We start from the raw sequence: 26,873 nt of genomic DNA on the forward strand, positions 1-26,873 counted from the left end.
CCTCGGGTTCGTCGTGCGTGGCCGGCCGGTCCGGTCAGTCGAAGGACTTCTCCAGCCGGTCGGCCAACTCGGTGATCTCCTCCTCGGTAATGGTCAGAGGGGGAAGCAGGCGGAGCACGGCGCCATGCCGTCCGCCGCTCTCGGTCAACAGGCCGTTCTCCAGACAGCGGCGTTTCAGGGCGGTGGTGCGGGCACCGTCGGCCGGGAGGCTGCCGAGCGCGTCGGGTCGGCCCTGCGGGTCGACGATCTCCAGTCCCCACATCAGGCCCCGGCCGCGTACCTCACCGATCTCGGGGTGGCGGTGCGCCAGGTCCTTGAGCAGGTCGCCGAGGAGGGCACCCTTGGTGGCGGCGGCGGCCACCAGCCCTTCGGCCTCGATGACGTCGAGGGTGGCCGCCCCGGCCACCATGCCGAGCTGGTTGCCCCGGAAGGTCCCGGCGTGCGAACCGGGCAGCCACCCGTCGTAGCGTTCGTGGTAGAGCACCAGGGAGAGGGGGAAACCGCCCCCGACGGCCTTGGACATCAGGATGGCGTCGGGTTCGATGCCGGCGGCCTCGAACGCGAACATGGTGCCGGTCCGGCCGACACCGGACTGGATCTCGTCGACGACGAGCGGGACGTCCAGGGCGGCGGTGATCGCGCGGAGGCCGCGCAGCCACTCGACGGGAGCCGGTACGACACCACCCTCGCCCTGGACCGCCTCGACGATGACTGCTGCCGGGCGGGTGATCCCGCTCTCCGGGTCGGTCAGGACCCGCTCGATGTAGTGCAGGCCGACGGTGCTGCCCTGCGGCTCGCCCAGCCCGAACGGGCACCGGTAGGCGTACGGGTAGGGCAGGAAGTGGACGTCCGGCATGAGGGAGGCGACCCGCTCCTTGGCCCGCAGGTTGCCGGTGAGGCTCAGCGCCCCGGCCGTCATCCCGTGGTAGGCGCCGTGGAAGGTGAGCACCGTCCGGCGGCCGGTGGCCGACTTGAACAGTTTCACCGCCGCCTCGGCCGCGTCTGCGCCGGAGGGCCCGCAGAACTGCACCTTGGCGGTGGCCGCGAACCCGGGTGGCAGGTGCCGGTAGAGGGTACGCAGGAAGGCGTGTTTGGCCGGGGTGGTGAAGTCGAGGGCCTGTTGCATCTGGCCGGAGTCGAGGTATTCGCGGACCCGGGCGGTCACCACCGGATGGTTGTGCCCCAACGCCAGGGTCCCGGCGACGGTGAGGCAGTCCAGGTAGGAGTTGCCGTCGGTGTCGTGGATCCGGGTCAGCCGACCCCGCTCCAGGACCCGGGGGACGGCGTTGGCGTAGGTGCGGGCGCTGGACTCGCGCTCGCGGACGAAGGTGTAGGCGTCCTCGGGAGGGTTCATCGGTTACGGCGTCCTTGTCTGGTACGGGCGTCGGCGACCAGGACCTGACCGAGGGCGATCCCTCCGTCGTTTGTGGGTACCTGGTGGTGACACCGCACGTCGATGTCCTGCCGGGTGAGCGTGGTGAGGCAGTTGACCAGCAGGAACTCGTTGAGGTAGACCCCGCCGGACAGCACTGCCTGTCGGGTCCCGGTGGTGGCGCGGACGGCGAGGCAGCGTTCGACCACCGCCTCGACCACGGCGGTGTGGAAGCGTCGGCTGATCCGGGCCGGGGTGACCCCGTCGGCCAGGTCGGCGGCGATCCGGCGGAGCACCGGCCGGGGGTCGAGCACCGTCGTGTCGCCCGTGGTGTCGGTGGCGAAGCGGTAGCCGGACTCCGGGGTGAGGTCCCGTTCCAGCAGGCCCTCCAACTCGATCGGCCCCTGGGCCTCGTACTCGGCGCGCAGGCAGACGTCGAGCAGGGCGGCGACGCCGTCGAAGAGGCGTCCCACGCTCGACGTCGGTGGGGAGTTGATCCCGCGCCGGGCCATCGTGTGGTAAACGTGCCGGTGCTGTTCGGTGAGGGTGCCCAGCACCGGGAAGGCCCCGGTGGCGGCGTCGGGGTCACCGAAGGCGTCGACGGCGAGGGCGAAACCGGTCCGGATCGGTTCCCGGACTGCCTGGTCGCCGCCGATGAGCGGGATCGGTCGCAGGTGGGCGACCCGGTCGACGTCGGCGTAGTCGCCGTGGAGGAACTCCCCACCCCAGACGGTGCCGTCAGCGCCGTACCCGGCACCGTCGAAGACCACCCCGATGGTGGGGCCGGTCAGCCCGTTCTCGGCCATGCAGGAGGCCATGTGCGCGTGGTGGTGCTGGACGAACTCGTCAGTCCCCGCGTCGGGGCGGTCCCGGGCGGCGGTGGTGACCGACCGGAACTGCGGGTGCAGGTCGTACGCGCGGACCCGGGGGTCGAGGTCGTAGAGCCGGGCCAGGTGCTCGGCGGTACGCCGGTGCGAGGCGAAGGTCTCGTCGTTCTTCAGGTCGCCGATGTGCTGACTGAGGTAGACCCGGGTGCCGCTGCTCAACGCCACGGTGGTCTTGAGCTCCGCGCCGTAGGCGACGACGGGTTCCAGCGGCCGCCCCACCTCGACGGGGTACGGCGCGTACCCCCGGGCCCGACGCAGGAAGGTCAGGACCGGCTCGGCGAGGTCGGGGTGGCGCGACAGCCGTACCACCGAGTCGTCCACCCGGGTCTCGATGTCCCGGTCGTGCAGCAGCATGACGTCGGCGATCTCGAAGAGCTGGGCCAGGGCCTCCTCGTTGCGGTAGGCGATCGGGTACCCGGAGATGTTCCCGCTGGTCATCACCAGGGTGTCGAGTCCGGGTTCGTCGAGGAGCAGGTGGTGGTGCGGGGCGGAGGGCAGCATCACCCCGAGGTTGGGGTTGCGGGGGGCGATGGTGTCGGGCAGGACGCCGGGACGTCTGCGGGCCAGCACGATCGGCCGGGCCGGGCTGGTGAGCAGCTCCACCTCGGCGGTGGAGAGTTCCACCAACCGGTGGGCCGTCGACAGGTCCCGGGCCATGACGGCGAAGGGCTTGGAGTCGCGGCGCTTGCGCCGTCGCAGCCGGGCCACCGCCTCGGCGTTTCCGGCGTCCACGGCCAGGTGGAAGCCGCCGACGCTCTTGACCGCCGCGACAGCGCCCCGGGCGAGCGCCGCCGCGCACTTCCGCAGGGCCTCGTCGCCCTCGGCCGTCGTCAGGGCGCCGTCGGTGGCGAACAGCAGCCGGGGACCGCAGTCCCGGCAGGCGTTGGGCTGTGCGTGGTAGCGCCGGTCGAGGGGGTCGGTGTACTCGGCCGCGCACGGCCGGCACATGGTGAAACCGGCCATCGTGGTCTGCGCCCGGTCGTAGGGCAGGTCCCGTACGATCGAGTAGCGGGGGCCGCAGTTCGTGCAGTTGATGAACGGGTAGCGGTACCGCCGGTCGGTGGGGTCGCGGAGTTCGGCGAGGCAGTCCGCACAGACGTGGGTGTCGGCGGGGACGAGGGCGCTGCGGTGCCCGGAGTGTCGACTGGTGACGATGGTGAAGGGGTCGGCGCTGCCCCCGGTGACCGGCAGCCCCCGGGTGACCGAGACCGCGTCGACCCGGGCCAGCACCGGTGCGGCGGTGCGGAGCTGACCCGCGAAGAGGGTCAGCCGGTCCGGCCTGCCCCCGGCTTCGACCAGGACACCCTCGGCGTCGTTGTAGACCCACCCGGACAGGCCGTGTTCGTGGGCCAACTTGTAGACGAAGGGGCGGTAGCCCACACCCTGGACGACCCCGGTCACCCTGATCCGCCAGACCTCCCGGTCGGCCTGTGTCACGCTCATGCCGACGCTCAGCAGAGCCGGGGGAGTTCGGCGCCGCGCATCTCCTCCAGGACCGACTCCCTGCCGTCGGCGTCGCGGATCACCACCCCGGGGCCGGTCCGCTCGGTGACCACGCCCACCGTGGTGGCGTGGACGCCGTACGGGTGGGAGGCCAGCGCGGCGAGGACGTCCTGTTCGGCCGCGGGGTCGACGAAGAGCGCCGCGCAGCCCTCGTTGGCGGTGTGGATGGGGTTGATGCCGAGCATGTCGGCGGCCATCGCGGTCTCCGCCTGGACGGGCAGGGCCGGGGCGTCCACCGTGATGATCCGGCCGGTGTGGGCGGCGTACTCGTGCAGGACGGCGGCGAGCCCGCCCCGGGTGACGTCGCGGATCGACCGGACGGCGTCCGGCGCGACCTTGCCGAGGACGGTGTCGAGCATCCCGTTGAGCGGCGCGCAGTCGCTGAGGACCCGGGTCTCGAAGCCGAGTCCCTCACGGATGGAGAGCAGGTGGACGGTGTGGTTGCCGATCTGCCCGCTGAGCACGACCCGGTCGCCGGGGCGGACGGCGCTCATCCGCAGGGGCTCGCGGTGGAAGACGCCCACCCCGGCGGTGTTCAGGTAGATCTGGTCCGCCTCACCGGCGCGGACGACCTTGGTGTCCCCACAGACGATCTGCACCCCGGCCTCGCGGGCGGTCTCCCGGATCGAGGTCAGGACCTGGACGAGCCGTCGGATCGGCAGCCCGGTCTCCAGGATCATGCCCAGGGTCAGGTACCGGGGCGTCGCCCCGGCGACGGCCAGGTCGTTGACGGTGCCGCAGACGGCGATCTTCCCGACGTCGCCGTTGCCGAAGAAGGGCGGGTCGACGACGAACGAGTCGGTGGTCATCGCGATCCGGGGCGTGTCGAGGGTCAGTACGGCGCTGTCCTCCATCACCCCGACGTAGACGTCGCCGAGGGTGTCGACGATGACGTCGAGGAGTTCGTGGCTCAACTGAGCGCCGGTGCCGTGGTCGAGGACGATGTGGTCGTCGGGTGGGTGGCTGTGCTGGGTCACGACGGGACTCCTTGGTGGTCGACGGTGGGTCAGGGGGTCTTGATGACCTTGCGGGGGAGCGCGCCCTGTTCGTCGAGCACGGCCAGGACCTCGTCGGAGGTGACCACCGTGGCGCAGTACCCGGCCAGCCACTCCAGCGACCGGTCGCGGTCCTCGGGGCGGGCCGAGACGACGCAGTCGGAGGGGACCCACACGTTGTAGCCGCGGAAGAAGGCGTCGGCTGCGGTGGTCTGTACGCAGATCTGGGTCTGCATCCCGGTGATCAGTACGGTGTCGACGCCGAGTGCCTGGAGCCGGTCGTGCAGGTCGGTCTCGTAGAAGCCGCTGTCCTTCGCCTTCTCGACCACGACGTCCTCGGGGGCGAGGAACTCGGTGATGACGTCCGCGCCGTGGGTGCCCTTCTGGACGGGCAGGTGGCCGTCGTACCGTTCCGCGTTCGGGTCGTCGGGGTCGTTGACCAGTTGCAGGTGGAAGACGTGGTGGCCCCGGCGGCGGATCCCGTCGAGGAACGCGGTGAAGTGCGGGGTGGCGGCGGTGACCGCGGCGACCCGTTCCGGGTTCTTCTCGACGAGTTCGTACTGCAGGTCGTTGGTGAGTACGGCGATCTTGGACATGGGTGTTCCTCAGGGGGGGGAGGGGGGTGGGGGTGTCAGGCGGCGGTGACCGTGGTGCGGATGTCGTGCAGCCAGCTGCCGGTGCGCTGGAAGTGCGCCTCGAGGTCGGCGCGTCGGGCACAGAGGAAGTGGCCGGTGACGGACCTGCCGTCGCGTCGGGCGTAGTCGGGCATCCGGCCGTACTCGGTGAACCCGAGTCGCTCCCACAGCTGCAGGGGGCCGTCGTCGCGGACCTCCAGGGTGATCAGGTCGCAGCCCATCTGGGCGGCCTTGGCGACGGTGTGCCCGAATCCCTCGAGGAGGAACTGACCGCGGTGGGCCGGGTGGATGACGCAGCGGCGCAGGTCGACGACGTGACGGCGGGCGGGCAGCGGTGCCCGGGCCAGCGTCACCATGCCGACGACGTGGCCGTCGTCGGCGCGGGCGGTGAGCAGGTGCAGGGCACCCCGGCGTAGGTCGTCCTCGAACGCCCGCATCAGCGCCAGACCCGCCTCCTCGCCGAGGGGCTCGACGAAGCCGAGGGTCATCTCGCGTACGGCGACCGAGTCCATCAGCGTGATCATGTCCCGCATATCCTGCTCGGGCAGGGTCGTGGGCCAGTCGAATCGCATCGTCATCCTCCGTTGGGCGTCACCGTGCGGCCCGCCGGCCGGCCCGGACAGGGGGACGGGCGGTCGGCGTGCCGCACGGGTGGGACGGGTCAGACCAGGGAGGCCTGGGTCGCCAGGTTGGTCTTCAGGGCTGCGGTGGGCGCGGCCTGGGCCAGGGCGGAGGGGTCGGCCCCGGTGCCGAGCACCGTGGCGGCGTAGACCTCGACGAAGTACGACACGAAGAGCGCGTTGATCTTGATGAGGTGTGCGACGAACCGCTCCTCGTCCTGCTCGGTCTCGATGGTCCGCATGATCATGTTCCAGACCATGTCGACGTGGTCGTCCTCCTCGTCGAGGGCGAGGTGGGCGCGGGCACCCTTGGTGTTCTCCGCGCCGACGTGCTGCTCCATCACGTCGAGCCAGTCCGGCTGGGTCTTGCCGGCGATGTACTCCAGGTAGAACCCGCTGATCATCGCGGCGAGCGGACCCTCGGTGGCCATCGTGTAGTAGAAGTACCCGTTGAGGATCTCGGTGGCGAACGTCGGACGGATCGCGTAGATCTCCTCGTCGGTCATCCCCACCTTGTGCAGGTCGCCGGCGAACATCCGGTCGTGGCGACCCTCCTCCGCGCCGTAGAGGCCCCACTCCTTGCACAGTTGCGGATCCCGGGTGGCCCAGTAGTTGGCGATCAGCGGGTCGATGGCCCGCTTCAACCCGATTCGGATCATCGTCTCGACGTTGTGTCGCTTGTAGAGGTCGAGGCTGAACTGGTCCTGCTTGAGCATGCCCTCGGCGCCCTGGTTCTGGGCGTAGAAGTCGCGCTCGAACTTGAGCAGGAGGTCGTCGACGCGCTTGCGGAACTCCGGTCGCTTCAGAGACGCGTACGTGTTGTACGACTTGCTTCGAGGCATTTCTTTCCCCATCCAAGATCGGCGAGAGCTGAAGCACGTGGCACGGGCCGGAAGCGGATCAATCCCGTGGTGGGTGCCGTGTCGTACACGTTGATCTCACAATGTCAATAGATGGCCACGGATGAACCTCGCAATATCATGGCCTTTGTCGGCTGGATCGGCCAGACCGGTCGAGGGTCATGTTGTTGCTGGCGGAAAGATGAGGGGTGGAAGCTTGATGAATCGGACAAAGTTCGCGCTCGACATGCCGCAGCTCACCATTCATGCCCGTCTTGTCTATCTTGATGCCCTTGCCCGGAAGGAAACCGATTCCCGTGCCGCCTCAGTCAGTTTGTCGCTGACCGAGGCCGAGGCCGAGGAGGCCGTCCGGGTCCTGCTGGAGGTCGGGCTGCTGCGCCCCGGAGACCCGGGCGGCGGGCGACTGGTCCCGATCTCGCCGGACCTGGCCCGGTCGTGCGTGCTGAGCCCGCTGCAACGCGAGATCGACCTGGCGCAGGACCGGGTCCGACTGCTCGGCGGCGAACTGGCCTCCCTGACCGGCGCGTACGAACGCAGCCTGGACGAAGGTCGGTCCGACCGGTCCCAGGTGGTGCCGGATCGGCTCCATGTCCGCCAGCTGATCACCGGACTCGCCGCCGAGACCACCGACGAGGTGCTCGCCTCCCAGCCCGGGGGTGGCCGGGCCGAGGAGGTGCTGACCGAGAGCCTGGATCGCACCGACCGGCTGCTGCGTCGGGGCGTCCGGATGCTGACCCTCTACCAGCACACCGCCCGGTTCAGCCCGGCGACCAGTGCCTTCGCCAGTCACGTGAGTGCCCTCGGGGGAGAGGTGCGGACCAGCGCCGACGGCTTCGCCCGCTGTCTGATATTCGACCGTCGGGTGGCGGTCATCGGGCTGTCGGACTCCGACGACGGTGCCGCAGTCGTCCGCGACCCGAACACCGTCGCATTCATGGTCGACGGCTTCCAGCGCTGTTGGAACGGTGCCTCGCCAATGTCGATCACCAATTACCGGCGCGACACCTCGACGGCGGTACGGGGTGTCCGACGGGCCATCGCGTCACTTCTGATCACCGGCGAACCGGACGTCCGGATCGCGCAGCGGGTCGGATTGTCCCTTCGTACCTGTCAGCGGCACATCGCGGATCTGATGGGCGGGTTGGGGGCACGCAACCGGCTCCAACTCGGATATATTCTCGCCTCGGCCGACCTCGACGAACCGGGAGCGGGTGACCCGCTGCGACCCGCCCCGTCGGCGGGTTGACACCGGACGGAAGGGATTGAAGAATCGTGAGCTGCCTGATCTGTCCACGGCCGTAGGCGCACCCGTGAGAATTCCACATTAGGTCCCTGCCTCCCGGCTCGTCGGCCGCCGGGGCATTTCATGATCGGCGGTTCCCTTGTCCATCGGGCACCTGGCACTCGGCGTGGTCGTCACGCTGGTGTGGGGTTTCAACTTCGTCGTCATCCGAATCGGACTCGACTCCTTCGATCCGTACCTGCTGGCGACCCTGCGGTTCGCACTCTGTTGCCTTCCGGCGATCTTCTTCTTCAAGAAGCCCGACGTTCCGTTCCGCCATCTGGCGTCGTACGGGTTGGTGTTGGGGTTCTTCCAGTTCGGCCTCCTCTTCGCCGGCATCGACGCCGGCCTCTCGGCCGGACTCGCCTCGATCGTGCTCCAGCTCCAGGTCTTCTTCACCATCGGGCTGGCCGCCCTGGTCTTCCGCGAGCGGGTGACGCCCGCGCAGGTGACGGGCATGGCGCTCGCCGCCGGTGGCATGGCGCTCATCGCCGCCGGCGTGTCCGACGGCTCCGCCACGGTGCTCGGGGTCCTGCTGGTGACCGGGGCGGCGGCCTCGTGGGGGCTGGCGAACATCATCGTCAAGAAGGCCCAGACCGAGGACTTCCTCGCCTTCATGGTCTGGTCGAGCCTGATCCCACCGGTCCCGTTGCTGCTGCTGACCCTCTGGTTGAGCGGTCCCGCCTCGGTGGCCGACTCGTTGACCGACCTCTCCTGGGCCTCGGTCGGGTCGGTGCTCTACCTGGTCTATCCGACCACCCTCTTCGGGTACGCCGTCTGGAACCGGCTGCTCCGGCGCTACTCCACCGCCCTGGTCGCCCCGCTGACCCTCCTCGTGCCGCTGTTCGGGATGGCCAGTTCGATGATCGTCCTCGGTGAGCGGTTGAGCGCGGTCAAGGTGCTCGCCGCCCTGCTGGTGATCTCCGGGCTGGTGGTCACCCAGGTCCGGTGGTCGGCGGTGCTGCGGCGACGGTCCGGCGGCGCGCCACCCGAGGCGGCCCCGGTGCCTCCCCAGCCGACCGGTCCGCGCGGCGCGGAGCCCGAACCGGAGTCGGCCCGATGACCGCACCACAGGTCGCGTTGCGTCCGATCCTCGTCGAGGACCTCGACGTCCTGCTCCGGTTCCGCCTCGAGGCGGGCCTGATCGGACCGAACTGGTACGGCCACCGTGACTCCGGTGAGCTGCGGCGACGTCTCGACACCGACGGGTGGCTCGGTGCCGAGGACAGCCGGATGACGGTGACCGCCGACGGGGCGGCGGTCGGGTTCGTCGCCTGGGCGGCGGTGAGCCAGGGCAACGGCACCTACTGGAGCATCGGGATCTCCCTGGTGCCCGAGGCCCGGGGGCGGGGCGTCGGACTGCTCGCGCAGCGGCTGCTCTGCGACTACCTGTTCGACCACAGCCCGGTGGTGCGGATCGAGGCGGTCACCCAGCCGGAGAACGAGGCGGAGCAGCGCATCCTGGAACGGATCGGGTTCGTCCTGGAGGGCACCCTGCGCAGCGCCGAGTTCCGCCAGGGCCGCTGGCGCGACGTGCACGTCTACGGCCTGCTGCGCAGCGAGTACCGCCCGGCGGGCCGAGCCGGACGCGACGGCGGCCGGACCCCGGTCACCGGCTCAGCCAGGTGACCAGGTCGTCGGTGACGAACTCGCCGTCGTCGGTGACGTCCTCGCTGATCGCGCCGAGGTCGAGTGCCCACACTCCGATCCGGTCGCGCCCGTGCCGTCGCATGAGCAGGCCGGTGCCGCCGCTGTCGTCGCCGACCAGGACCCACTCGGGGGCGTAGGCGGCCACCTCGAAGGTGGCGTTGCGTTCCCCGATCACGTGCGGCCCGTAGACGAGCACGCCGTCGTCGCGCAGGACGCCGGGGGTGTGACGCCACAGGCCGGCGATCGTCGGGTTCGGGCCGTCGCCCAGGCCCCGGGCGAGGGCGTCGGTCACGGTGAGGAATCCCGCGAACGACTCGGCGACCTGCTCCTCGTCGCCGTCGAGGGCGCTGCGGCGGACCACCGGTGCCTCGTCGCCCCGCCGACGGTCCAGTGCGAAGGAGTACGCGTCACCGTCGGCGTCGACGAGGAAGCACAGCCGCCGGTCGTCGTGCCGCCAGGGTGCGGTGATGCTGTCGTGGTCCTCGTCGTACCCGGGTGGGCCGACGACGGCGACGGGTTCGGCGCCGAGCCATCCGACGCCGTACTCGGCCGACCACCACCGGTACGACGCCGGCAGCGCTCCGAGACGTTCCTCCGCGCGGCGCAGGTCCCGCTCGGCGACGCCGCTCCCGGGTCGTCGGGCCAGGCCGGGGTTCGCGTCGAGGAGTTCACGGAGCAGGTCGAGGTCGGGGGTCACCCCGACACCCTACGGTCGGGCGTACGACCGTACGCCCGACCGTAGGGGGTGCGGCGGCGGACCCCGGCCGCCGCACCCTCGGTCGGTCTATCGGTGCGACTCGGCCGGCGGTCGCCGCCGGGCGGACGCGGGCACCCCGAGCGGGTCGTCGCGCAACGACAGGCCGAGCTGCTCGACAGCGGCCTCGACGAGGGCCTCGGTGGTGAGTCGGAGGTCCAGGACGACCCCCTGCTCGTCGGGGAGCAGCGGTTCCAGCGTCGCGGTCTGCGAGTCGAGCAGGCTGGCCGGCATGTAGTGCCCGGCCCGCAGGGACATCCGCTCCCGGATGACCTCGGTCGGTCCGGCGAGGTGGACGAAGTCCACCGTCGGCGGCCCCTCCCGCAGCAGGTCGCGGTAGGTCCGTCGCAACGCCGAACAGGCCAGCACCGTCGACACCCCGGCCCGGTGGCGCTCGCCCATCCAGTCGGCCAGCGCCCGCAGCCACGGCCACCGGGCGTCGTCGTCGAGGGGGACCCCGGCCCGCATCTGGGCCACGTTGGCCTCGGAGTGGAACTCGTCGGCCTCGGCGAAGGTCAGTCCGGTCAGCTCGGCGACGCCCTGGGCCACTGTGGTCTTGCCGGCCCCGGACACCCCCATCACCACGACGTGTCGGGTCGGCGGTGGCTCACCAGTCATGGACGGTGCCGTCCTTGAGCCGGTTGTAGGGCAGGTACGCCGGCTGGTACGGGAACCGGGCCGCCGCCTCCTCGTCCAGCTCCACCCCGAGGCCCGGCTGGGTGCCCGGGTGCAGGTACCCGTCGGTGAAGGTGAAGGACTGCCGGAACACCTCGTTGGTGAGCGGCCCGTGCCGCATGTACTCCTGGATGCCGAAGTTGTGGATGGCGAGGTCCAGGTGCAGGGCGGCGGCCATGCCCACCGGCGAGATGTCGGTGGGGCCGTGGATGCCCGACTTGATCTGGTACTGGGCGGCGAAGTCCAGCAGCTTGCGCATCGCGGTGATGCCACCGGTGTGGGTGACGGCCGACCGCACGTAGTCGATCAGCTGCTCGCGGATCAGGGTCTGGTAGTCCCACACCGTATTGAAGATCTCCCCGATGGCCAGCGGGGTGGTGGTGTGGTGGCGCACCAGCCGCAGCGCCTCCTGGTTCTCCGCCGGGGTGCAGTCCTCCAGCCAGAACAGGTCGTACGGTTCGAGGGCCTTGCCGAGCTTCGCGGCCTGGATCGGGGTCATCCGGTGGTGGCCGTCGTGCAGCAGCGGCAGCTCCGGGCCGAACTCGCTGCGGACCGCCTCGAACACGCCGGGCAGGTGGCGCAGGTACGCGCGGGTGTCCCAGTCCTCCTCGGCAGGCAGCGGGATCCGCTGGGCCGGCTCGTAGTCGTAGCGCTTGCCGTCGCTGCTGGGCTGGGCGGCGACACCGTACACGGCGTTGATGCCGGGGACGGAGGTCTGCACCCGGATCGACCGGTAGCCCTCGTCGAGGTGCCGCCGGATCGAGTCGAACAGCTCCGGCAGGTCCCGGCCGGAGGCGTGCCCGTAGGCCATGATCCCGGTCCGGGACGCCCCGCCGAGCAGCTGGTAGAGCGGCATCCCGGCGGCCTTGGCCTTGATGTCCCACAGGGCCACGTCCACGGCGGCGATCGCGGCCATCGTGACCGGGCCACGACGCCAGTACGCCGAGCGGTACAGGAACTGCCAGGCGTCCTCGATGTTGTGCGCGTCCCGCCCGACCAGCAGCGGGGCGACGTGGTCACGCAGGTACGAGGCGACGGAGAGTTCGCGGCCGTTGAGGGTGCCGTCGCCCAGCCCGGTGACACCGTCCTCTGTGGTGATCTTCAGAGTGACGAAGTTGCGGTCCGGGCTGGAGACGATGACGTCGGCGGCGACGATCTTCACGGGTGGCTGCCTTTCTCGTAGGGAGGGGGCCTCAGCGGAGGGTGGTGCCGGCGGCGCTGCCGTCGATCAGGGACAACTCGTCGCGGCGGGGCAGGCCCTCCCAGTCACCGTGTCCGGCGACCGCGAAGGCGCCCAGGGTGACCGCCCGGCGCAGCCTGTCGACGAGGTCCAACCCGTCGAGCTGGCCGGAGAGGTAGCCGGCGGTGAACGCGTCCCCGGCACCGACGGTGTCGACGGCGGTGACGGGCACCGCCGGGACGTAGGTGACGTCGTCGCGGGTGTACGCGCGTACGCCGTCGGCACCGAGCTTGACCAGCACGGTCCGTACGCCCCGGTCCAGCAGGTCGGTCACCGCGTCGGCCTCGTCGGCGTCGGGGGCGGTGACCAGGTCCAGCTCGTCGGCGGAGGCGACGACGAGCGACGCGTACCCGGCCAGCGGGGTCAGCGCCGCCCGGGCCTGCTCCCGGGACCAGAGCTTGGCCCGGTAGTTGACGTCGAGGGAGACCGCCGTGCCCATCGCCACGGCCTCCCGCGCCGCCCAGTGCACCGCCTTGTGCGCCGCGTCGGACAGCGCCGGGGTGATCCCGGTCAGGTGCAGCAGGCGGGTGCCGGCCGAGAGCGGACCCCGCAGGTCCTCGACGGTGAGTGCCGACCCGGCCGACCCGGCCCGGTGGTACTGCACCCGGGTCACGTCGGAGGTCCGCTGTTCCAGGAACATCAGCCCGGCGGGGCGGTCCGGGTCCCGCCGGACCCCGCTGGTGTCGACGCCCTCGGCGCGTAGCTGGCGCTGCACGAACCGGCCCAGCTCGTCGTCGCTGACCCGGCCGACCCAGGCCACCCGGTGGCCGAGCCGGGCCAGGCCGATGGCCACGTTCGACTCCGCGCCGCCCAGGTGCATGGTCAACGGCCCACCGACGGCCAGCGGCCCCGACGAGCGCAGGGAGACCAGCGTCTCCCCGGCGGTGACCAGGTCGTAACCGCTCACGACCGGACGCCGTTCGTCCCGGGCACGGCACCCACCCCGTCGGTCACCGCCCGGTACTGGCGGGCCCGGGCACGCAGGGCGTCGAGGTCGCCACCGGAGGCGGCGTCGCCCACCAGCGGTCCACCCACACCGACCGCGATCGCCCCGGCCGCCAGGTAGGCGGGCACCTCGGCCAGCCCCACCCCGCCGACCGCGACGAGCGGCAGGTCCGGGAACGGGTCGCGGATCGCCTTGAGGTACACCGGACCGCCCACCGCGGCCGGGAAGAGCTTGACCACGCCGGCCCCCAGCCGGACCGCCGTGTACGCCTCGGTCGGGGTGAGCGCCCCGGCGGCCACCGGCAGGCCGCGACGGGCCGCCTCGCCGATCGAGTCGACCACCGCCGGGGTGACCACGAACTGGGCCCCGGCCGCCACCACGTCGGCGACGTCCGCGGTGGTGAGCACGGTGCCCGCGCCGACCAGGCAGCCCTCGGGGGCGGCCTGGCGTAGCGCCTCGATGGCGGTGAGCGCGCCGGGGGTGGTCAGGGCCACCTCGACCACGCTCACCCCCTCGTTGAGCAGGGCGGTGCCCGCCGCGATCGCGGCGGCGGTGTCGGTGCCACGGATGACCGCCAGGAGGCGGGTCGCGGCGAGTTCGGCGGGGAGGTCGAGTGTCATGGTCACCATTCCGCGTAGGAGCCGTCGAGGTGCCGGAACATCGGGCTGCGCCAGGCGTGGCCCCGCTTGTCGGCAGTGCGCACCGCCTGCTCGTCGATCTCGATGCCCAGCCCGGGGGCGGTGAGACGCTGGACGTACCCGTCGACGAAGGTCAACGGCTGCTGGTCGACGCAGTAGTCCAGCACCTCGGCACCGAGGTTGTAGTGGATCCCGATGCTCTGTTCCTGGATCAGGTAGTTCGGCGTGGCGAACCCGACCTGCAGGCAGGCGGCCAGGGCGATCGGACCCAGCGGGCAGTGCGGGGCGAGCTGCACGTCGTACGTCTCGGCCAGCGCGGCGATCTTGCGGACCTCGGTGATGCCACCGGCGTGCGAGAGGTCCGGTTGGGCCACCGCGATACCGGCCTGCAGGACCGGCAGGAACTCCTGCCGGTTGTAGAGCCGCTCCCCGGTGGAGACCGGGGTGGTGGTCGAGCGGACGAAGTCCCCGATCAGGTGGGAGTTCTCCGGGACGACCGGCTCCTCCAGGAACAGCGGCCGGTACGGCTCCAGCAGCGGCGCCACCCGACGGGCGTTGGCCAGGGTGAACCGACCGTGGAAGTCGACAGCCACGTCCCGGTGGTCGCCGAGGACCTCCCGGGCGGCGGCCACCCGGGCCACCACCTCGTCGAGTTCGGCGACGGAGGCGATCGGGCTCATCCGCCCGGAGGCGTTCATCTTCACCGCTGTCAGTCCGGACTCGACCCGGGCGGCGATGTGGTCACGGACCTCGCTGGGCTCGTCACCGCCGACCCAGCCGTACACCCGGATCCGGTCCCGGACGGGGCCGCCGAGCAACTGGTGCACGGGGGCCCCGTACCGCTTGCCGGCGATGTCCCAGAGCGCCTGGTCCAGGCCGGCGACGGCGCTGGCCAGGATGGGGCCGCCCCGGTAGAAGGAACCCTTCGTCATCACCTGCCAGTGGTCCTCGATCCGCAGCGCGTCCCGGCCGATCAGCAGCTCGCTGAGCTGCTCGACGGCGGTACGGACGGTCTCGGAGCGCCCCTCGCAGGTGGCCTCTCCCCAACCGACGATGCCGGACTCGGTCTCCACCCGGACGAACAGCCAGCGGGGTGCGACGAGGAAGGTCTCGACGCGAGCGATGGTCGTCATTGTCGTCTCAGCCCTTCGTCGCACCGGCGGTGAGGCCGGAGACGATGTACTTCTGCACGAACAGCGCGATCACCATGATCGGCAGGGTGACCACAGTGGTCGCCGCCATCAGGCCGCCCCAGTCGATGCTGGCGTACCCGACGAAGTCGAAGATCGCCACGGGCAGGGTCTTGGTGTTCCCGCTGGCGAGTACCAGGGCGAACATGAAGTTGTTCCAGCTGAAGATGAAGGACAGGATCCCGGCGGTGGCGACACCCGGCACCGACAGCGGCAGGGTGATCCGACGGAAGGCCCCGATGTGGGTCAGACCGTCGACCAGCGCCGCCTCCTCCAGCTCCTCCGGCAGGCCGTCGAAGTAGCCCATCATGATGTAGACGATCAACGGCAGCGAGACGAACATGTGGCTCAGGATCAGGACCCCGAAGCCCCCGATCATCTGCAGGTTCGAGAAGACGTAGTACCACGGCACCAGCAGGGAGACGCCGGGGATGACCCGGGCCATCAGGACCACCAGGGCCGACTTCTTCATGTTGAACCGGCTCATCGAGTACGCCGCCGGCACCCCGAGGATCAGCGACAGCAGGGTCGCCGCGAAGGCCACCCAGAGGCTGTTGAACACGAACTGGAGGTAGTTCGCCTGCTGGAAGACGGTGTCGTAGTTGGCCAGGGTGGGGCTGAAGATCAGCGCCTTGCTGGAGTCGTAGATGTCGACGTTGGTCTTGAAGGAGGCGGAGACCATCCAGAGCAGTGGTGCCACCAGGGAGAGCACCACGAGGACGAGGGCCACCACCCGGAAGATCTTGTATCCGGAGCTGTGCTTCATCGACGACCCGCCTCCTTCTTACGTCGGGCGGTGAGGGCCCACATCACGCCGATGATGATCAGGAAGAACAGGATCAGCACCGTCGACGAGCGGCCGTACTCGTTGTAGTCGAAGCTGAGGCCGTAGGCGTACACGTTGAGGGTCTCCACCTCGTTGAAGGAACCGCCGCCGCGGCCCTTGGTGGCGTAGAGGATGTCGAAGGTCTTCAGCGCGTCGATACCGCGCAGGAGGACCGCGACGATCACGGTGGGCATCAGCAGCGGCAGGGTGACGTGCCGGAAGCGCTGCCAGGCGCTGGCACCGTCGATCATCGCCGCTTCCTGGGGCTCGTCGGAGAGCGAGGTCAGCCCGGCGAGCAGGATCAGCACCACCATCGGCGTCCACTGCCAGATGTCGATGAAGATCGTGGTCGCCAACGCCGTGTTCTGCCCGGCCAGCCAGGGCTGAGGGCCGATACCGACCCACCCGAGGATCTGGTTGGCCATCCCGATGTTGGGGTCGAAGATGAGGCGCCACATCATGCCGACCGCGACCGGGGTGGCGACCAGCGGCAGGAGGATGGCGACCCGGACCCACTTCTCGCCCTTGAACGGCCGCCACAGGAGCAGGGCGATCGCCATCCCGAGGACGACCTCGACGAGCAGCGCCACACCGGTGAAGACGCCGGTCCGCGCGACGGCGGGCCAGAACCGGTCGGTGTCGCTGAGCACGTCCAGGTAGTTCTGGAGGCCGATGAAGTTCGACTCGGCGCGGACCGATCCGCGGGAGTCGGTGAGGCTGAGGTACAGCGTCCAGGCGAGCGGGAAGATGATCAGCGCGGCGACGAAGGCCATGGCCGGGGCCGCGAAGAGCCACTTGCGGTGATCGTTGGCCCAGCGCGCCCAGCGGGGCGTGTCGGGCATGACGTTGGCGCTACGCGGCGCCTTGCTGGCGGTTGCTGCTGACATGGGTTCTCCGTGAGGGGAGGCCGGGCGGGGTGGTGGGGCGATCGCCCCACCACCCCCGCTGACGGACTAGCGAGCCTCGTCGTCCAGGAACTTCTGGAACGCCTCGTGCGCGGTGTCGGCCGAGGCGCCGGCGTCCCGGCCGGTGATCGCGTCGACGATCGGCTGACCGACGATCTCCCGGGCCTGGGCGACCCGCTCGACCAGCGGCCGGTCGTGGCCGACGCCGTTGGCCAGGCTGACGGTGATCGCGTCGGCCATGTCCTCCGGGTAGGTGGAGGTGCCCTCCGGGTTCTCCCAGACCGAGGTCCGGGCGCCGGGGACGCCGGACTTCTGCTGCTCCAGGGCCTGGGTCTTACCGGCGGCCCACTCGATGAACTTCCAGGCGTTGTCCTTGTTCGGGGAGGACTCGTTCACTGCCAGGCCCCAGGAGGGGATGTTGTACGGCTTGGAACCGGCCGGACCGGCAGGGAACGGCGCGAACCCGACGTTCTCGGCGACCCGCGACTTGCTCGGGTCGGTGGCGTTCTTGTAGAGCGAGTTGGCCTCCGGGTAGAAGGCGGCCTGGCCCTGGGTGAAGATCGCCATCGCCTCGGACCAGCTCATGTCGGTGCTGACGTTGTTCGGGCCGTGGTCACGCAGCAGCCCGCCGTAGTAGGCGTACGCCTGCTTGGCGGCGGCGCTGTTGACCGCGGAGTTGCCCGAGGCGTCGACGAAGTCGCCACCGAAGCTGTAGAGGAAGCTGGAGAACTGGGTGACGGCGGCGGCCTTGCCGGTCCGGGCGACGAACCCGGCGACACCGGAGTTGTCCGCCTCGATCTTCGCGGCCTGGGTCTTGAGCTCGTCGAGCGTGGCCGGCGGGGCGCTGAAGCCCGACTTCTCCAGCAGGTCCTTGCGGTAGTAGAGGACCTGCTGCTCGGTGATGATCGGGATGCCGACCACCTTGTCCTCGTAGGTGGTGGCCCCGACCGGAGCCTCCTGGAAGTCGGCGAAGTCGAACTCGCTGCTGCCGTTGGCCTTGTCGGTCAGGTCGGCCAGGTACCGGTTCTTGGCGAACAGCTGCCCCTCCTGGAGGGGGCGGTACATCATCACGTCGAGGTCGTCCGAGCCCGCGTTGAGCTTGACGTTGTACTGGTCCGACAGCTGGTCCTCGCCGAGCTGGGTGACCTCGACCTTGAGGCCGGTCTGCTGCTCGAACTCCGGCAGGGCGGCCCGGACGTTCTCCGTCCAGACGTGGTTGACCAGCGTGACCCGAACGGTGTTCGAGTCGCCGCTGCCGCTACCACCGCCACCGCAGGCCGACAGTGCCAAGGCGGTGGTCACCGCCAGAGAGGTACCGATTATCGATCGACGTCCCACGTCCGTCTCCTTCTGTCCTCGTCGCCACCCCGGGGGATCGGCGCGACTTCGGCTTTTTACATCCGCTTAACGTCCGGATGCTAGGCCGATAAAGCAGATTTATTCAAGGGGTAGACCCAACTGATATGATCCGAGGCGTGAAGCTCTCCTCACCAGGGGTGACAACCACCCAAACCGCCGCCGCCGAGGCTGGGCTGCACGGTCGGGTCCTCGACCATCTGGGCACCGCCATCTGCGGCGGCGGGCTGGCACCGGGTGCCGTCCTCAACATCGACGACCTGGTCGACCGCTACGGTGTCTCCCGCTCGGTGGTCAGGGAGGTGCTACGCGTACTCGCCTCGATGGGGTTCATCGAGACCCGCCGTCGGGTCGGGGTCATGATCCGCGCCGCCGAACACTGGAACGTCTTCGATCCCCAAGTGATCCGCTGGCGGCTGGCCTCGGTCGGTCGCATCGCCCAGATCCGTTCGATCACCGAGCTGCGGACGGCGGTGGAGCCGCACGCCGCCCTGCTCGCCGCGCAGCGGGTCGACCACGACCAGGCCGGCGACCTGGTCGGACTCGCCGGGAAGCTGTGGGCGGCCGGCAAGGCCGGCGACGAGGAGCGGTTCCTGCGCCTGGACATCGAGTTCCACCAGCGGGTGTTGGCCGCGTCGGGCAACGAGATGTTCGTCAAGCTGCAGAGTCTGGTCGCCGAGGTCCTCATCGGCCGCCACCACTACCACCTCATGCCGCACTACCCCAGCGAGCAGGCGCTGCAACTGCACGCCGACGTGGCCCAGGCCATCCAGCGCGGCGACGGCGACAGCGCCCGACGGGCCATGGTGCTCATCATGGAGCACGCGTTCGACGAGATGTCGTCGATCTGGCAGCAGGAGCACTTCACCGAGCCGCATTTCGCCTGACCCCGCCGCCGGTCCATCCGACCACCTCGGACGTGTAGGGGTGGCGGGGCCTCAGCCGAGGCGCTCGACCACCGCCCGGCGGATCACGAATCGGCCGGCCTCCCGGACCTGCTCGAACGCCGCGTCGTTGAGCAGGATGCAGCTACCCGACGTGCTGGTCACGGTGACGGTGATGCTCTTGTCGTTGTCCAGGTTGGTGACCTTGAGGGTCGTGCCCACCGGGAAGGTGCCGCTGGAGGCGGCCGGTCCGGCGGCCTCGTTGAACAGGGTGACTGTCGATCCCTTGCAGACCACCTCACCGGCCCCGGTCCCGTCCTGACCGGATCCGGTTCCGCCCGGCGCGGCCTGGGCGGGAGGCTGCTGGGCGGGGGCGGTCGCCGGTGGGGCCGCCGGGGCGTCGACGCTCACGTCGGCGGTGCAGCCGGCCGTGGCCCGACGTTGCTGGATCAGGTCCACCACGGCCTGCCGGTTGGCTATCCGGTCGTTGGAGAGCGCGTCCGGGTTGGCGCGCTGGTCGGCGATGAAGGTCAGGTTGTTGCGTAGCGCGGTGTCCAGTCCGTCGCAGTTCTCGCCGGCGTTGCCCAGCCCGGTGCCGACGGCCAGCCCGCCCCCGAGCAGGGCCGCTGCAGCCACACCCAGGATGACCTTGCGCCTACGACCGGCTGTCGCGCCTCGCCTGTTCATAAAACCGCTCCCTTGATCGTCGTTGCCGCGGATGAGTACGGCGTCCGCGGGCGACCGGATCGGATCGGTTCCCAAATTTCTTCTCAAGTCCGGTGGTACGCCGTGATAGCCGCCCACTGCGACACCGTGGGTGTGTCCACGGTGGCGGTCAGTCGCGCCGACGCCCGGGTGGGGTGTCGTCGCGGCGCGGGTCCCGGGTGACGGCCTCCCAGGTGGAGTGGGCGATGGTCCAGGCGCCCCGTCGGTCGGGCACGCGTCTGTCGATGGTGTCGTGCACCCACTCCCGGGTCCGGTCGGGAACCCGGTTGCCCCGGCGCAGCCAGATCCGCAGCACGACGATCGCGATCACCGCGAGCAGGATCGCCCCTCCGACGATCACCGCGTATCGCATGAGCATGAGGTTGAGGATCAGCGAGATCCGGTCGTCGTCGACCTGATTTAGCATCAGCATGCCAAATAAAATAGCACGAGCATGCTAAAACTGGGGGGTGCCCAAACACGTAGATCCCGACCAGCGTCGATCCCTGGTCGCCGAGGCCGTCCTCGACGAGATCCTCGACCGTGGGATCCAGTCGGTGACGCTCGGTCGAATCGCCCAGCGCACCGGTCTGGCCATCGGCAGCATCCGCCACTTCTTCGCCGACTTCGACGAGGTGCTGGCGTTCACCTTCTCGGTCGTCGTGTCCCGCAGCCGGGAGCGGGTCGCCGACCCGATGGCGGAACGCGGCGCGGACCCGCTCGACACCATCGGCGCGCTGCTGGTGTGCTCGGCCCCCGGCCGGGTCCCGCACCGGGAGAACGTCGCCTACCTGGAATACCTCATGCGGGCCCGGACGGTGCCGCACCTGCGCGCCGACATCCTGCACACCCAGGCCGCCGCCGAACGGATCATCGCCGACCTCGTCCGGGTCGCACTGGTCGGCACCGGTGCCGACGAGGACGACATCCGGTTGGAGACCACCGCCATCACCGCGATGCTCAACGGTCTCGCCCTCACCGACGCCTACGCGGCGGACCCCCTCGACGAGGAGGACGTCCGACGGATCGTCGCCCGCATGGTGACCAGGCTGCGCCGGGCGTACCCCCCGACGTCGCCGGGCCGGTCGGCGGCGCAGGCGCGTGGTTTGATGGGGGGATGAGTTTCGCGGTGACCGACGTGCCCGAGCGGGAGCGGTTCGAGGCCCGGACCGAGGCGGGGGAGACGGCCGGCATCGTCACCTACCAGCTCACCGGCGCGATCATCGCCTACACCCACACCAAGGTCACCCCGGAGTTCGAGGGTCAGGGGGTGGGGTCGGCGCTGGCCCGCGCGGTGATGGACGACGCCCGGGCCAGGCGGCGGACCGTGGTGCCGATCTGCCCCTTCCTCAGCGGGTGGCTCGACCGGCACCGGGAGTACGACGACCTGGTCGTCCGCTCGACCCGCAAGGTCAGATAGTCGACCGGCCGCCCGCGCGGCCTGCCGGTGCCGAGCCCGGGTGACCCGGACGGCCCGCGTCGGCGCGACCCGTCGGCGCGACCCTAGAAGCCGCCGAAGGCGACGAGGAAGGCCAGGCCCAGGCCGCCGAGCACGATCAGGTAACCGGCGCCGACGAGCAGCCCCCGCCAGCGTCGCAGGAACGGCAGGAACCCGGCCAGGGCCACCACCGGGCCGAGCACCGCTCCGCCGAAGGGGGCCCCGAGCAGCACCAGTTGCCCCGCGACGTTGCAGGCCAGCAGGTCGTCGGTGTCGTTGATCCCGCAGTTGGCGATGGCCATCGGCAGGAACATCGCCACCCCCGCCACGGCCACGGCCAGCAGGATCAGCACCACGACCGCCAGCACGGCCCCGATCGTGGCGGCCGTGCCGGATCGGCGGGTCGGTGTCGCCACTGTCGGCGCGCCCTGTGGGGCACCCGCAATCACCACGATCGTTCCTCCTGGTCGCCGTCGCGCCCCCGGTCACGTCCGGCCCGGCGTCCGGTGTCGACACCGGACGGCCACGCCCCGGTGGGAGCGGTACGGGGATCGAGCCTAGTGGGCACCGTCGGGCCCGGAGAGGGCCGAGCAGGTCGATCATGGCGACACTCGGCGGGGGATGACGGACGGTCGCCGGAGGCGTCGTATGACCAGACCAGGATGTTGATGGAGGTCGGTCGATATTTCTAGGCTCCGGCCATCAACGGCGCTCTCGTGAGATGCGCCGCCGAGGCTTGGGAGGCCCAGTGACCCGTTGGCGCAGACTCATCGGCCGGACGGCCGCCGCGTTGGTCGCGGTGACCGTAGGATCCTTCGTCGTCGCAGCCCCGGCCGCCGCCGGTCCCACCGACGACGTCACCCCCTTCGTCGTCGGCGGCACACCGGCCGTTCAGGGCGAGTTCCCCTTCATGGTCCGGCTCTCGATGGGCTGCGGCGGATCGCTCTACAGCGCCCGACTGGTCCTCACCGCCGCCCACTGCGTCGGTGCCACCGGCACCAACACCAGCATCACCGCCACCCTCGGCGTGGTCGACCTCCAGTCCGGCAGCCGGATCCAGGTCCGCTCCAACTACGTCTACCGGGCACCCGGCTACAACGGCAACGGCAAGGACTGGGCGCTGATCCGGCTCGCCACGCCGGTCACCTCCCTGGCGACCCTTCCCATCGCCACCACCACCGCCTACGACAGCGGCACGTTCACGGTGGCCGGTTGGGGTGCCACCCGGGAGCGGGGCGCCCAGCAGCGTTACCTGCTCAAGGCGAACGTCCCGTTCGTCACCGACGCGAGCTGTCGCACCTCGTACGGCAACGAGTTCATCCCGGCCGAGGAGATCTGCGCCGGCTACCCGGCCGGTGGGACCGACACCTGCCAGGGCGACTCCGGTGGCCCCATGTTCCGTCGGGACGCCGCGAACGGATGGATCCAGGTCGGCATCGTCAGCTGGGGTCGGGGCTGCGCCCGGGCCAACTACCCGGGCGTCTACACGCAGGTGAGCGCCTTCGCCCCGGCGATCGCCTCGGCCGCCGCGAGCCTGGGCGGCTGACCCGTTCGACCGACAGGGGCCGGAGGTCGGGAACCCGACCTCCGGCCCCTGTCGTCGTCGGCATCCGGGGGTGCGTCAGGGACCGCAGTAGAGCAGGCGGTTCGGGGTGCCGGAGGCCACGCCGGTGACGATCCCGGTGGTCGACCGTCCGATCAGGTGGGCGGCGACCTGGGCCGGCGTCCAGAGCGGGTTGCCGGACAGGGCCAGCGCGGCACAGCCTGTCACGTGCGCCGAGGCTGTCGACCCGCCGCTGAGGGCGGCGGTGGCGGTGTCCCCGGTGTGCCAGGTCGAGGTGATGTTCGCCCCCGGGGCGTACAGGTCGATGCAGCTGCCGTGGTTGCCGCTGGGCAGTCGGGCGTCGGTGGTCGAGGTGCCCACCACTGTCAACGCGGCCGGAACCCGCCCCGGTGACGAGTTGCACGCGTTGGTGTTGGAGCTGCCGCCGGTGGTGACGTACGTGATCCCCCGGCTCGTCGAGGCGGTCACCGCAGCGTCCAGCGCCGAGTTGGCCGGACCGCCGATCGCCAGCTGCACCACTGCGGGGCGGACCGCGTTCGCGGTGATCCAGTCGATGCCGGCGATCACCGTCGCCACGGTCCCGGAGCCGGCGCAGTTGAGCACCCGGACGGGGTGCAGCTGCACCTGCTTGGCCACCCCGTGCCGGGTGCCGCCGACTGTGCCGGCCAGGTGGGTGCCGTGGCCGTTGCAGTCGTCGGCGGGCAGCGCCGAGTCGACCAGGTCGATCCCGCCGGTGACCCGGCCCGCGAGGTCGGCATGGGTGGCCCGGATCCCGGTGTCGACGACGTACACGTGCACGTTGGGTGCGGTGTTCGGGTACGCGTACCGGCCGTCGAGCGGAAGGTTGCGCTGGTCGATGCGGTCCAGCCCCCACGACGGCGGGTTGATCTGCACCCCGGCGGCGGCCAGCGACACCCTCCGGTTCTGTTCCACCGACGCCACCGCCGGGTCGGCGGCGAGGCGGCGGGCGGCCCGCTCCGGAAGGCGTACCTCGAATCCGGTGCCGACGGTGCCCCAGACCGGACCGACCGTGCCGCCGAAGCGGTCCCGCACCCGGTCGGCGAACCGGCCGACCTCGGCGGCGCCGCCCGCCGGAGCCTCCCGCAGTGTCACCAGATAGCTGCCGGGTGCGGCGTCCACGGCGTCGGCGTACCGGACGACCCCTTCGGCCGGCCGGGCGGCGTCGGCCGGGGCGCCGGCCGCGACGGCGACGCTCAACGCGCCGGCCAGGGCGGCCACGATCTGTCGACCTCGGACACGGGGACTGGTCATCTCTGCTCCTCGCCGGGGGCGGGCCGGGCGCAGGGCACCGGCAGCCCTCCTGATTGGCCGGACGGTGGGACCGCCACCGAGTGTAGTGAAGCCTGTGAATGCGTGGTAGCTGTCGGTATTCGGGGTCGCCAAACGGATCAGACGACGACTGTCGATGTAAAGTTCGGTCGGATACCGGACTTGAGCTGCGAAATCGGGTGGCCTCTCTGCGACCATGGCCTCGATCGCCAGCCAAGCACATTCGTCGACGGGTGGCTCGCCGCCGCCCCGGTGACGGCCTGCGGGGGCGAACGGGGGTGCAACGTCTGTGCAGACAACGACCACTGCCGACGGCGGCCGGTCCACGGCGGCCCTGACCGGCACCGGAGCCCGGTCCGACCGCGCCGGCACCAGGGCCCGACACGGACCGGCACGGGGCGGCACCCCGGTGCGGATCGTCGTCAACGGTGCCGTCCTCGTCGTGCTGCTCGTCGCCACCGCGGTGGTCGCACTGCGGGCCGACACCCCGGCGGCCACGCTCGGGGAACGCTCCGCCTCGGCGGCGGCCCGCACCAGCACCAGCGCCCGACAGATCTACGTCGGGCTCGCCGACGCCGACGTCGCCGCCAGCGCCGTGTTCCTGCTACCCCCCGGCGACCAGCGGTCCGCCACGTTGAAGGCCGGCTACCGGAGCCGGGTGCACGGGGTGGAACACGCGCTGAACGCCTCGATGGGGGCGGCGGTCGACGACCCGGACCGGCTGGCTCGACTGGCCACGATCGCGGCCCGGTTCCAGGTGTACCAACGGGTCGTCGCCGACGCCCTGGCCATCACCGAGGGTGGCGGCGACCCGGCCGCCCGGGGGGTGCTCGCCGCCGCGTACGCCCGGGAGGCCTCCCACTACCTGGCCAGCAGGTTGCTCACCCAGGCACAGGAGTTGTGGGACTACGACACCCGGCTGCTGCGGCAGGCCCGCGCCGACGCCGGATGGTGGGCGGTGGCGTCGATCGTGACACCGCTGGTCGCGCTCGCGGTCGTGGTCGCGGTGCAGTGGTGGCTGTGGCGGCGTACCCGTCGCCGGTTCAACGCCGGTCTGCTGGTGGCATCGGCGGGCATCGTGGCCGTGCTCGGCCTGGCCGTGGCCGGGTGGTGGCACTGGCCGAGCGCCACCGCCCGGTTCCCGGCGTTGGAGGAGGCGGTCGCCGCGCAGAGCGACACCCAGCAGCGACTCGGCCGGCTGCTCGCCGGACGCGCCGACGTCTACCTGGCGCTCGGGGCCAGCGTGGACCCGGCGGGCCACCGGGCGGACTTCGTCGACAGGGGGCTCTGCGACGTCGGCCCGGGGACCCGGTTCGACTGCGGCACCCTCGACGCGGTGTGGACGGCCCGGCAGAGCCAGGAGCGTGACGCCTTCGGACGGGCGGTGGACACCGTGCTGGACGAGGGGCCGGCGGGCGCCTCCTTCACCGCGGCGGCCACCGCACTCACCGGTGACCTCGACGAGGGGGACCGGGCGGTGACGGCGGCGGTCGCCCGGTTGCCCGACGCCCCGCGACCACTGGGCGGGACCGCCGCGTGGCTCGTGCTGCTCACCGGTGCCGGTGTCGTCCTCGGGTTGCGACAGCGACTGGCGGAGTACCGGTGAACCGCGGTGGGGCACAGCGCAGCAGGCGTCGGGTGTCGGGGGCGGCCCTCATCGCCGTCCTGCTCCTCGGGCTCCCGGCCTGCACCGCCGAGGCCGTACCGACCGCCGCGCCGCCCGCCGTCCCCGACGGGGTCCGGGAGGTCGCCGCGACCGGGGCGCCCGCCAACGACATCTGCACGGTCCGGCGTAGCTTCGCCCCGAGCGACCGGCGACCGGTGATCAGCCGGGGTCGGTTGGTCGTCGGCGTCGACCCCTCCGACGCCACGATGAGCCACTGGGACGCCCAGCGTCAGACCTTCCAGGGCTTCAACATCGACCTGGTACGGGCCGTGGCCGCCGCGCTGTGGCCGGGCGAGCGGGACCCCGACGACCGGATCAGTTTCACAGTGGTGCCGCCCGGCCAGGGCGGGTTCGAGATGCTCACCTCCGGCCAGATCGACATGATCGCCACCTCGCTGACGGCGACCTGTGCCCGTGCCCGTCAGGTGGTCTTCTCCGCCGACTACCTCGACTCCGGGCAGACGGCCCTGGTACGCAGGGTCGACGGCCGACCGCAGTACCCGGGGATGGAACACCTGGGAGGTCGTCGGGTCTGTGCGGCCGCCCGGACGACCTCGCTGGCCGCGGTGACCGGTTACCGGACCGCCCAGGGCCGAACCCTGGTGCCGGTGCAGGCCGCCCACGCGGTCGACTGTCTGGTGATGCTGCGGCAGGGGCAGGTCGACGCGGTCAGCACCGACGAGAACATCCTGCTCGGCTTCACCCGGATGGCCCCCGACACGATGCTGGTGACCGAGCCGCCGCCGGACAACGCCCGGTTCTGCTCCTACCACGGCAAGGACCGTCCGTGCACGTGGTTCACCGACGAGCCGCACTCGTTCGCCTTCGCCCCCGGAAACGAGGACCTGGTCCGGTTCGTCAACCACGTCCTCTCCTCGCCCGCAGGGGCGACGGTGTGGCAGGAGGCGCACGACAGGTGGCTCGACGACCATCCGGACCGGGGCAGACCCACCCCCGGTGAGCCGGTCTCGTCGTGGCCGCCCGACTGAGGG

Annotated in this window: 28 protein-coding genes; 9 read left to right on the forward strand and 19 right to left on the reverse strand. The window is 70.9% G+C overall.

Going from position 1 to position 26,873, the window contains the following annotated elements; translation table 11 throughout:
• Window positions 1-34 precede the first annotated feature (34 nt).
• The 6 genes from WHN02_RS16445 to WHN02_RS16470 all read right to left on the reverse strand — a co-directional run bounded on the left by WHN02_RS16445 (window position 35) and on the right by WHN02_RS16470 (window position 6,854).
• The gene (locus WHN02_RS16445) at window positions 35-1,354 is read right to left on the reverse strand and encodes a diaminobutyrate--2-oxoglutarate transaminase family protein (RefSeq protein ID WP_434739626.1); all 1,320 of its coding nucleotides are present in this window, start codon (window positions 1,352-1,354) and stop codon (window positions 35-37) included.
• The gene (gene hypF / locus WHN02_RS16450; RefSeq protein ID WP_434739627.1) at window positions 1,351-3,702 is read right to left on the reverse strand and encodes a carbamoyltransferase HypF; all 2,352 of its coding nucleotides are present in this window, start codon (window positions 3,700-3,702) and stop codon (window positions 1,351-1,353) included. Before hypF ends, WHN02_RS16445 begins: the two co-directional genes overlap by 4 nt.
• An 8-nt stretch (window positions 3,703-3,710) precedes the next feature.
• Complete coding sequence (gene hypE, locus WHN02_RS16455) at window positions 3,711-4,739, reverse strand: hydrogenase expression/formation protein HypE (RefSeq protein WP_434739628.1); 1,029 nt, start codon at window positions 4,737-4,739, stop codon at window positions 3,711-3,713.
• Between the two features lie 29 nt (window positions 4,740-4,768).
• Window positions 4,769-5,353 (reverse strand): cysteine hydrolase family protein, encoded by a 585-nt coding sequence (locus WHN02_RS16460; RefSeq protein WP_434739629.1) that lies wholly within the window; start codon window positions 5,351-5,353, stop codon window positions 4,769-4,771.
• A 35-nt stretch (window positions 5,354-5,388) separates the two neighbouring features.
• A complete protein-coding gene (locus WHN02_RS16465; RefSeq protein WP_434739630.1) occupies window positions 5,389-5,964 on the reverse strand; it encodes a GNAT family N-acetyltransferase in 576 nt (191 codons plus the stop codon).
• Window positions 5,965-6,053: 89 nt separating this feature from the next.
• Window positions 6,054-6,854 carry a hypothetical protein gene (locus WHN02_RS16470; protein ID WP_434739631.1) on the reverse strand — a complete coding sequence of 267 codons (801 nt, stop codon included), beginning with the start codon at window positions 6,852-6,854 and terminating at the stop codon, window positions 6,054-6,056.
• A 331-nt stretch (window positions 6,855-7,185) separates the two neighbouring features.
• Here WHN02_RS16470 and WHN02_RS16475 point away from each other — a divergent pair, with 331 nt between their 5' ends.
• From WHN02_RS16475 to WHN02_RS16485, 3 genes are all read left to right on the forward strand, one after another.
• Window positions 7,186-8,118 carry a hypothetical protein gene (locus tag WHN02_RS16475; RefSeq protein ID WP_434739632.1) on the forward strand — a complete coding sequence of 311 codons (933 nt, stop codon included), beginning with the start codon at window positions 7,186-7,188 and terminating at the stop codon, window positions 8,116-8,118.
• Window positions 8,119-8,254: 136 nt separating this feature from the next.
• The gene (locus tag WHN02_RS16480) at window positions 8,255-9,217 is read left to right on the forward strand and encodes an EamA family transporter (RefSeq protein WP_434739633.1); all 963 of its coding nucleotides are present in this window, start codon (window positions 8,255-8,257) and stop codon (window positions 9,215-9,217) included.
• On the forward strand, window positions 9,214-9,783 hold the full coding sequence (locus WHN02_RS16485) for a GNAT family N-acetyltransferase (RefSeq protein ID WP_434739634.1): 570 nt from the start codon (window positions 9,214-9,216) through the stop codon (window positions 9,781-9,783). The genes WHN02_RS16480 and WHN02_RS16485 overlap by 4 nt, the downstream gene beginning before the upstream one ends.
• On the opposite strand, the gene WHN02_RS16490 is transcribed toward WHN02_RS16485, so the two are convergent.
• The 9 genes from WHN02_RS16490 to WHN02_RS16530 form a co-directional block, all read right to left on the reverse strand.
• Window positions 9,764-10,501, reverse strand: a complete 738-nt coding sequence (locus WHN02_RS16490; protein ID WP_434739635.1) for an SMI1/KNR4 family protein — start codon at window positions 10,499-10,501, stop codon at window positions 9,764-9,766. The two genes, WHN02_RS16485 and WHN02_RS16490, sit on opposite strands and share 20 nt — an antisense overlap.
• A gap of 87 nt (window positions 10,502-10,588) precedes the next feature.
• On the reverse strand, window positions 10,589-11,176 hold the full coding sequence (locus WHN02_RS16495) for a gluconokinase (RefSeq protein ID WP_350897773.1): 588 nt from the start codon (window positions 11,174-11,176) through the stop codon (window positions 10,589-10,591).
• Window positions 11,166-12,395 (reverse strand): D-mannonate dehydratase ManD, encoded by a 1,230-nt coding sequence (gene manD / locus WHN02_RS16500; RefSeq protein WP_434739636.1) that lies wholly within the window; start codon window positions 12,393-12,395, stop codon window positions 11,166-11,168. The genes WHN02_RS16495 and manD overlap by 11 nt, the downstream gene beginning before the upstream one ends.
• Window positions 12,396-12,426: 31 nt before the next feature.
• On the reverse strand, window positions 12,427-13,380 hold the full coding sequence (locus WHN02_RS16505; RefSeq protein WP_434739637.1) for a sugar kinase: 954 nt from the start codon (window positions 13,378-13,380) through the stop codon (window positions 12,427-12,429).
• Window positions 13,377-14,039 (reverse strand): bifunctional 4-hydroxy-2-oxoglutarate aldolase/2-dehydro-3-deoxy-phosphogluconate aldolase, encoded by a 663-nt coding sequence (locus WHN02_RS16510; RefSeq protein WP_434739638.1) that lies wholly within the window; start codon window positions 14,037-14,039, stop codon window positions 13,377-13,379. The genes WHN02_RS16505 and WHN02_RS16510 overlap by 4 nt, the downstream gene beginning before the upstream one ends.
• Window positions 14,040-14,041: 2 nt before the next feature.
• Window positions 14,042-15,190 carry a galactonate dehydratase gene (gene dgoD / locus WHN02_RS16515; protein ID WP_434739639.1) on the reverse strand — a complete coding sequence of 383 codons (1,149 nt, stop codon included), beginning with the start codon at window positions 15,188-15,190 and terminating at the stop codon, window positions 14,042-14,044.
• Window positions 15,191-15,197: 7 nt separating this feature from the next.
• On the reverse strand, window positions 15,198-16,013 hold the full coding sequence (locus WHN02_RS16520; RefSeq protein ID WP_434739640.1) for a carbohydrate ABC transporter permease: 816 nt from the start codon (window positions 16,011-16,013) through the stop codon (window positions 15,198-15,200).
• Window positions 16,010-16,960 carry a carbohydrate ABC transporter permease gene (locus tag WHN02_RS16525; RefSeq protein ID WP_434739641.1) on the reverse strand — a complete coding sequence of 317 codons (951 nt, stop codon included), beginning with the start codon at window positions 16,958-16,960 and terminating at the stop codon, window positions 16,010-16,012. Before WHN02_RS16525 ends, WHN02_RS16520 begins: the two co-directional genes overlap by 4 nt.
• 66 nt (window positions 16,961-17,026) lie before the next feature.
• Window positions 17,027-18,280: an ABC transporter substrate-binding protein gene (locus WHN02_RS16530; RefSeq protein ID WP_434739642.1), complete on the reverse strand. Its 1,254-nt coding sequence runs from the start codon at window positions 18,278-18,280 to the stop codon at window positions 17,027-17,029.
• 194 nt (window positions 18,281-18,474) lie between these two features.
• Here WHN02_RS16530 and WHN02_RS16535 point away from each other — a divergent pair, with 194 nt between their 5' ends.
• Window positions 18,475-19,221 carry a FadR/GntR family transcriptional regulator gene (locus tag WHN02_RS16535; protein WP_434739643.1) on the forward strand — a complete coding sequence of 249 codons (747 nt, stop codon included), beginning with the start codon at window positions 18,475-18,477 and terminating at the stop codon, window positions 19,219-19,221.
• Window positions 19,222-19,272: 51 nt separating this feature from the next.
• Here the strand turns inward: WHN02_RS16535 and WHN02_RS16540 are convergent, their stop codons facing one another.
• Window positions 19,273-19,854: a hypothetical protein gene (locus WHN02_RS16540; RefSeq protein ID WP_434739644.1), complete on the reverse strand. Its 582-nt coding sequence runs from the start codon at window positions 19,852-19,854 to the stop codon at window positions 19,273-19,275.
• A 199-nt stretch (window positions 19,855-20,053) separates the two neighbouring features.
• Complete coding sequence (locus WHN02_RS16545; protein ID WP_434739645.1) at window positions 20,054-20,356, reverse strand: hypothetical protein; 303 nt, start codon at window positions 20,354-20,356, stop codon at window positions 20,054-20,056.
• Window positions 20,357-20,393: 37 nt separating this feature from the next.
• On the opposite strand from WHN02_RS16545, the gene WHN02_RS16550 reads away from it, so the two are divergent.
• A complete protein-coding gene (locus tag WHN02_RS16550; RefSeq protein ID WP_434739646.1) occupies window positions 20,394-21,044 on the forward strand; it encodes a TetR/AcrR family transcriptional regulator in 651 nt (216 codons plus the stop codon).
• Window positions 21,041-21,343 (forward strand): GNAT family N-acetyltransferase, encoded by a 303-nt coding sequence (locus WHN02_RS16555; RefSeq protein WP_434739647.1) that lies wholly within the window; start codon window positions 21,041-21,043, stop codon window positions 21,341-21,343. The genes WHN02_RS16550 and WHN02_RS16555 overlap by 4 nt, the downstream gene beginning before the upstream one ends.
• Before the next feature lie 83 nt (window positions 21,344-21,426).
• Here WHN02_RS16555 and WHN02_RS16560 read toward each other — a convergent pair whose 3' ends face one another.
• A complete protein-coding gene (locus WHN02_RS16560; RefSeq protein WP_434739648.1) occupies window positions 21,427-21,813 on the reverse strand; it encodes a hypothetical protein in 387 nt (128 codons plus the stop codon).
• A gap of 296 nt (window positions 21,814-22,109) precedes the next feature.
• Here WHN02_RS16560 and WHN02_RS16565 point away from each other — a divergent pair, with 296 nt between their 5' ends.
• The gene (locus tag WHN02_RS16565; protein WP_434739649.1) at window positions 22,110-22,907 is read left to right on the forward strand and encodes a S1 family peptidase; all 798 of its coding nucleotides are present in this window, start codon (window positions 22,110-22,112) and stop codon (window positions 22,905-22,907) included.
• Window positions 22,908-22,982: 75 nt separating this feature from the next.
• On the opposite strand, the gene WHN02_RS16570 is transcribed toward WHN02_RS16565, so the two are convergent.
• A complete protein-coding gene (locus WHN02_RS16570) occupies window positions 22,983-24,197 on the reverse strand; it encodes a S8 family peptidase (RefSeq protein WP_434739650.1) in 1,215 nt (404 codons plus the stop codon).
• Window positions 24,198-24,504: 307 nt separating this feature from the next.
• Here WHN02_RS16570 and WHN02_RS16575 point away from each other — a divergent pair, with 307 nt between their 5' ends.
• Together WHN02_RS16575 and WHN02_RS16580 are read left to right on the forward strand one after the other, a co-directional pair.
• Window positions 24,505-25,821, forward strand: coding sequence for a hypothetical protein (locus WHN02_RS16575; protein WP_434739651.1), 1,317 nt, complete (start codon window positions 24,505-24,507; stop codon window positions 25,819-25,821).
• Complete coding sequence (locus WHN02_RS16580) at window positions 25,818-26,870, forward strand: transporter substrate-binding domain-containing protein (protein WP_434739652.1); 1,053 nt, start codon at window positions 25,818-25,820, stop codon at window positions 26,868-26,870. Before WHN02_RS16575 ends, WHN02_RS16580 begins: the two co-directional genes overlap by 4 nt.
• Window positions 26,871-26,873: the final 3 nt, after the last annotated feature.

Source organism: Micromonospora sp. SH-82 (assembly GCF_051132485.1).
Classification (GTDB): Bacteria; Actinomycetota; Actinomycetes; order Mycobacteriales; family Micromonosporaceae; genus Micromonospora.

Coding starts and splice junctions, on each gene's coding strand:
- WHN02_RS16445 (WP_434739626.1), bottom strand. CDS start 1,354: ATGAACCCTCCCGAGGACGCCTACACCTTCGTCCGCGAGCGCGAGTCC.
- hypF (WP_434739627.1), bottom strand. CDS start 3,702: ATGAGCGTGACACAGGCCGACCGGGAGGTCTGGCGGATCAGGGTGACC.
- WHN02_RS16460 (WP_434739629.1), bottom strand. CDS start 5,353: ATGTCCAAGATCGCCGTACTCACCAACGACCTGCAGTACGAACTCGTC.
- WHN02_RS16465 (WP_434739630.1), bottom strand. CDS start 5,964: ATGCGATTCGACTGGCCCACGACCCTGCCCGAGCAGGATATGCGGGAC.
- WHN02_RS16470 (WP_434739631.1), bottom strand. CDS start 6,854: ATGCCTCGAAGCAAGTCGTACAACACGTACGCGTCTCTGAAGCGACCG.
- WHN02_RS16485 (WP_434739634.1), top strand. CDS start 9,214: ATGACCGCACCACAGGTCGCGTTGCGTCCGATCCTCGTCGAGGACCTC.
- WHN02_RS16495 (WP_350897773.1), bottom strand. CDS start 11,176: ATGACTGGTGAGCCACCGCCGACCCGACACGTCGTGGTGATGGGGGTG.
- WHN02_RS16510 (WP_434739638.1), bottom strand. CDS start 14,039: ATGACACTCGACCTCCCCGCCGAACTCGCCGCGACCCGCCTCCTGGCG.
- dgoD (WP_434739639.1), bottom strand. CDS start 15,190: ATGACGACCATCGCTCGCGTCGAGACCTTCCTCGTCGCACCCCGCTGG.
- WHN02_RS16520 (WP_434739640.1), bottom strand. CDS start 16,013: ATGAAGCACAGCTCCGGATACAAGATCTTCCGGGTGGTGGCCCTCGTC.
- WHN02_RS16525 (WP_434739641.1), bottom strand. CDS start 16,960: ATGTCAGCAGCAACCGCCAGCAAGGCGCCGCGTAGCGCCAACGTCATG.
- WHN02_RS16545 (WP_434739645.1), bottom strand. CDS start 20,356: ATGCTGATGCTAAATCAGGTCGACGACGACCGGATCTCGCTGATCCTC.
- WHN02_RS16555 (WP_434739647.1), top strand. CDS start 21,041: ATGAGTTTCGCGGTGACCGACGTGCCCGAGCGGGAGCGGTTCGAGGCC.
- WHN02_RS16570 (WP_434739650.1), bottom strand. CDS start 24,197: ATGACCAGTCCCCGTGTCCGAGGTCGACAGATCGTGGCCGCCCTGGCC.